The organism is Streptomyces sp. NPDC001093 (assembly GCF_040298985.1).
Classification (GTDB): Bacteria; Actinomycetota; Actinomycetes; order Streptomycetales; family Streptomycetaceae; genus Streptomyces.
In genome coordinates this window covers 1-2,924 of the sequence record NZ_JBEPBF010000271.1, presented here as the reverse complement: position 1 = coordinate 2,924, position 2,924 = coordinate 1, and the positions used below count along the sequence as shown (strand labels likewise).

The 2,924-nt window shown below is 66.8% G+C and carries 5 protein-coding genes and 1 pseudogene; all 6 read right to left on the bottom strand.

All coding sequences use genetic code 11. The annotated features are described in order from the left end of the window. Nucleotides 1–273: 273 nt before the first annotated feature. Nucleotides 274–564 (bottom strand): annotated as a pseudogene (locus tag ABT288_RS49730) (IS5/IS1182 family transposase); the annotation flags it as partial. Between the two features lie 103 nt (nucleotides 565–667). Next, on the bottom strand, nucleotides 668–1,081 hold the full coding sequence (locus tag ABT288_RS49725; RefSeq protein WP_351623421.1) for a hypothetical protein: 414 nt from the start codon (nucleotides 1,079–1,081) through the stop codon (nucleotides 668–670). Next, a complete protein-coding gene (locus tag ABT288_RS49720; protein ID WP_351623420.1) occupies nucleotides 1,082–1,426 on the bottom strand; it encodes a hypothetical protein in 345 nt (114 codons plus the stop codon). 84 nt (nucleotides 1,427–1,510) lie between these two features. Then, complete coding sequence (locus ABT288_RS49715; protein WP_351623419.1) at nucleotides 1,511–1,909, bottom strand: hypothetical protein; 399 nt, start codon at nucleotides 1,907–1,909, stop codon at nucleotides 1,511–1,513. A gap of 9 nt (nucleotides 1,910–1,918) precedes the next feature. After that, nucleotides 1,919–2,098 (bottom strand): hypothetical protein, encoded by a 180-nt coding sequence (locus ABT288_RS49710; protein ID WP_351623418.1) that lies wholly within the window; start codon nucleotides 2,096–2,098, stop codon nucleotides 1,919–1,921. 134 nt (nucleotides 2,099–2,232) lie between these two features. Next, the gene (locus ABT288_RS49705; protein ID WP_351623417.1) at nucleotides 2,233–2,736 is read right to left on the bottom strand and encodes a hypothetical protein; all 504 of its coding nucleotides are present in this window, start codon (nucleotides 2,734–2,736) and stop codon (nucleotides 2,233–2,235) included. Between the last annotated feature and the right edge of the window lie 188 nt (nucleotides 2,737–2,924).

The window sequence follows — 2,924 nt, the reverse complement described above, 5'->3', positions numbered from 1 at the left end:
TCCGAGTAGTCCTTCATCGCCATCGGCGGTCTTCTCGCTTCCTCCGGATCAAGCAGATCCAGTATCAGCGTGTCCACCACTCAGGGGGAGGCTCCACTCGACAAGCCCCAGCCACCAGCCATGATCGTCCAGCCAGAGGCGAGACTGGCCACGCTGACGGAGACCCAAGGGGCGGATCCGGGTCCTGGCGGCCGCTGCTACCAGCCGCGACGCAGGAGAAGTAGGAGCCATGACGGCATTCTCCTCCAGCCACCATCGTGGCCTACGGGCACCTGATCGCGCCCCCGGTTTGACGACAGACCCTAGCGGAGTGCCGTGCCGGTCGACGATTACATGGTGCTTGGAGCCTGGACGCGCACGGTTGACAGGTGAGGGTCCGACATGGTCTCCCCCTTTCAGGGCGCGGACGTGGGAGCCCACCGCCGCGTCGTCCATCGCGAGCAGTCCCAGCGCCCGCAATTCACCGAGGAGAGCGTTGTGGAGGCGGGGCCAGACACCGGCCTCGGTCCAGTCCCGAAGCCGACGCCAACTGGTCACCCCTGAGCAGCCGACGACCTGAGAAGGTCATCAGGAACAAGATCGGCAGACACTCCGCAGATCCTGCCCCGATGCACCATCAGCCGGTAGTCGATACATCGACCGGTGCCTGAGACGGTTCACTCGCCCCTCAGTTCCCGAAAGCCGGATACCCCGGCAGCGGGGCCACCTCCCAGCCTCCGGCGACCTGACGCAGCAGCAACTGCATTGTGTCCGCGAGGGCTGGGAACTCCTCCAGCCTGCTCGCCATCTCCCAGCGATGCCTCAGCACCTGGCGCCTCGTCGGGGCCGGACGTCGAGTCCGATGGAGCAACCCATCCTCAACGGTGCGAGGCAGTAGACGCACCGTCGCCTCCACCGTCCAGACCGCTATGGCCTGCCGCATGCCGGCTTGCCACACCTCATCCTCGGCCAGTGCCGGGTACACGCCGACGACCTCCTTGCGATACGCCTGCTCGATCTCCCCGGCCATCTTGGCCGGCAGGTTGAAGACGCACCAGCAGCTGGAGAACGGCATCCGGCAGTACGCGGCCGTCAGGAACACCTACTGGTAGCAGGCCGCCTCGAAGTCGATCAGCCGTAGCCCATGAGAGGTGAGCAGGTTGTTGTCAGGACAGGTGTCGCCCGGGGTAAAGGCTGGATACTCCTCCCCACCTGCTGTCCCGATCCGAGCCAACTCCTCGGAAAGACCCGGAGGAGCTGCGATTCCGGCGCCGTCGAGCAGCGTGAGCAGAGTAGTGGCGTTGTGCGCGATCCACGGCTCGTCCTCCCAGGACGGCAAGCCCTTGTCGTACCGGGACCACAGCCGCTTGAAATCGGCGCGCCGGTGCAACGATTCGGCGGCCAGCCTCCCCAGCCCGCGGGCCCAGAACCCGAGTTTCGACAGCACCGGGCCGACTGGGGACGTTCCCCCTTGACCAAGGACTCGGAGACGGTAAGAGCCCGCAGCCAGGCAGGGGCGCGCCGTGCTGGACTACGTACGGACCTGCCACCACCGGTCTGCCTCAGCGCGAGTCACTTCGGCGTCGTACTGGCTGGCGTCAAAGTGGAACTCCGGCGGCGGGGAGGCGGGGGCGTGCGGAACCTCCCAGTCCGACCACTGCACGATGTCCCCGAACCGTTGCACGACGACGGACAGGAAACCGCAGCAACTGCCGGTGCACTCCGGTTCCCCCAACTCCAGACGGCGTGCCTCGCTGGTCGCCCGCAGGAGGCTGGGCCGGCCAGCAGGCAGCATGTCAGCCGCGAATGGCCCATGGCCGCCCTCGTCGACCGCCCCTTCGATCACGTCCTCGCCGTTGACCCGGAACCGCAACTGGGCAGCGAACCGGGGTCCCGGCGGCACCACGCGGATCTCCAACCGATCGAACATCAGACCACCTTATGGGGCGCGCTGAAGTCGGCCCAACTCGTCTGTTGCGAGGAGGTCCACGTGGCCGTAGCGGGCAATGGTCTTGGTCAGCCGGGCAATGGTCTTGGTCAGCTGCTTCTCGTCGGCGGCTTCGACGAGTTCGTTGACGAGCTTGGTGGCCAGGACGTACTTGACCCGGAACCTGGCCATCGCGGCCTCGGGAGAGCGCCGAGCCGGATTTCTCCCGGCCGATGGCGGTGAGAAACGAGAGCGGCTCGTGCGGGCGTGTCAGCCGATTACCCCATCCGGCTCTCTGTGGCGCTCGGACAGACCCAGGAAGCCGTTCAGCCCCCGGTGAAGTACGACGGCGTGCGGACTCGCATGGTGCTGGCGAGCTTTCGAAGAACGGCGCTGCTCACTGGGGGAGTGCGGGCTTGGAGGACTGCGACAGCGTCGCCGACCCGGGTGAAGTACTCGACGTACTCGTGGTTCGACCACCGCCACACTCCAGGAGCCACCGGGGTGCAGGCGGGTGACGGCACGGGGTAGACGCTGGTGAGCGCGGCGCAGTGGGAGGGTGGGGTGAAACCCGGCTGTACGGGGCCGACGGTCACCTGGATCTCCTGGTGGAGCTCGTCCATGGTGTTCGCGCCCCTGCCCAGGCTGTCGGGTGAGATCCGGTAGTAGAAGGTGGCCTCGTCTCCGGCTGTCGACCCGGTGGTGCCAACGCCGTTCAGGTGGTAGCCCGTGGGCAGTTGTGGCCCGAGCAGGGGGACACGGGCATCGGCCAGTTCCTTGTCCTGCTCGCTCCGGGCGAGCTGTGTGGTGGCAAGTGAGTCGAGTGGCATCAGCAGGACCAGGGCGAGGGCCGCGGCTGCTCGCGGCCACAGCGGCCTGCGCGACTGGGTGAACCAGGCCGCGAGGGCGAACGCAGCCGCGCATAAGACGTCGTCTCATTTGGTGAGTCTGCGGTAGCAGATGAGGCTGCAGGCGATGGCGGTGAAGGCCAGGAAGTGTTCGGCCTTGCGTTCGTATC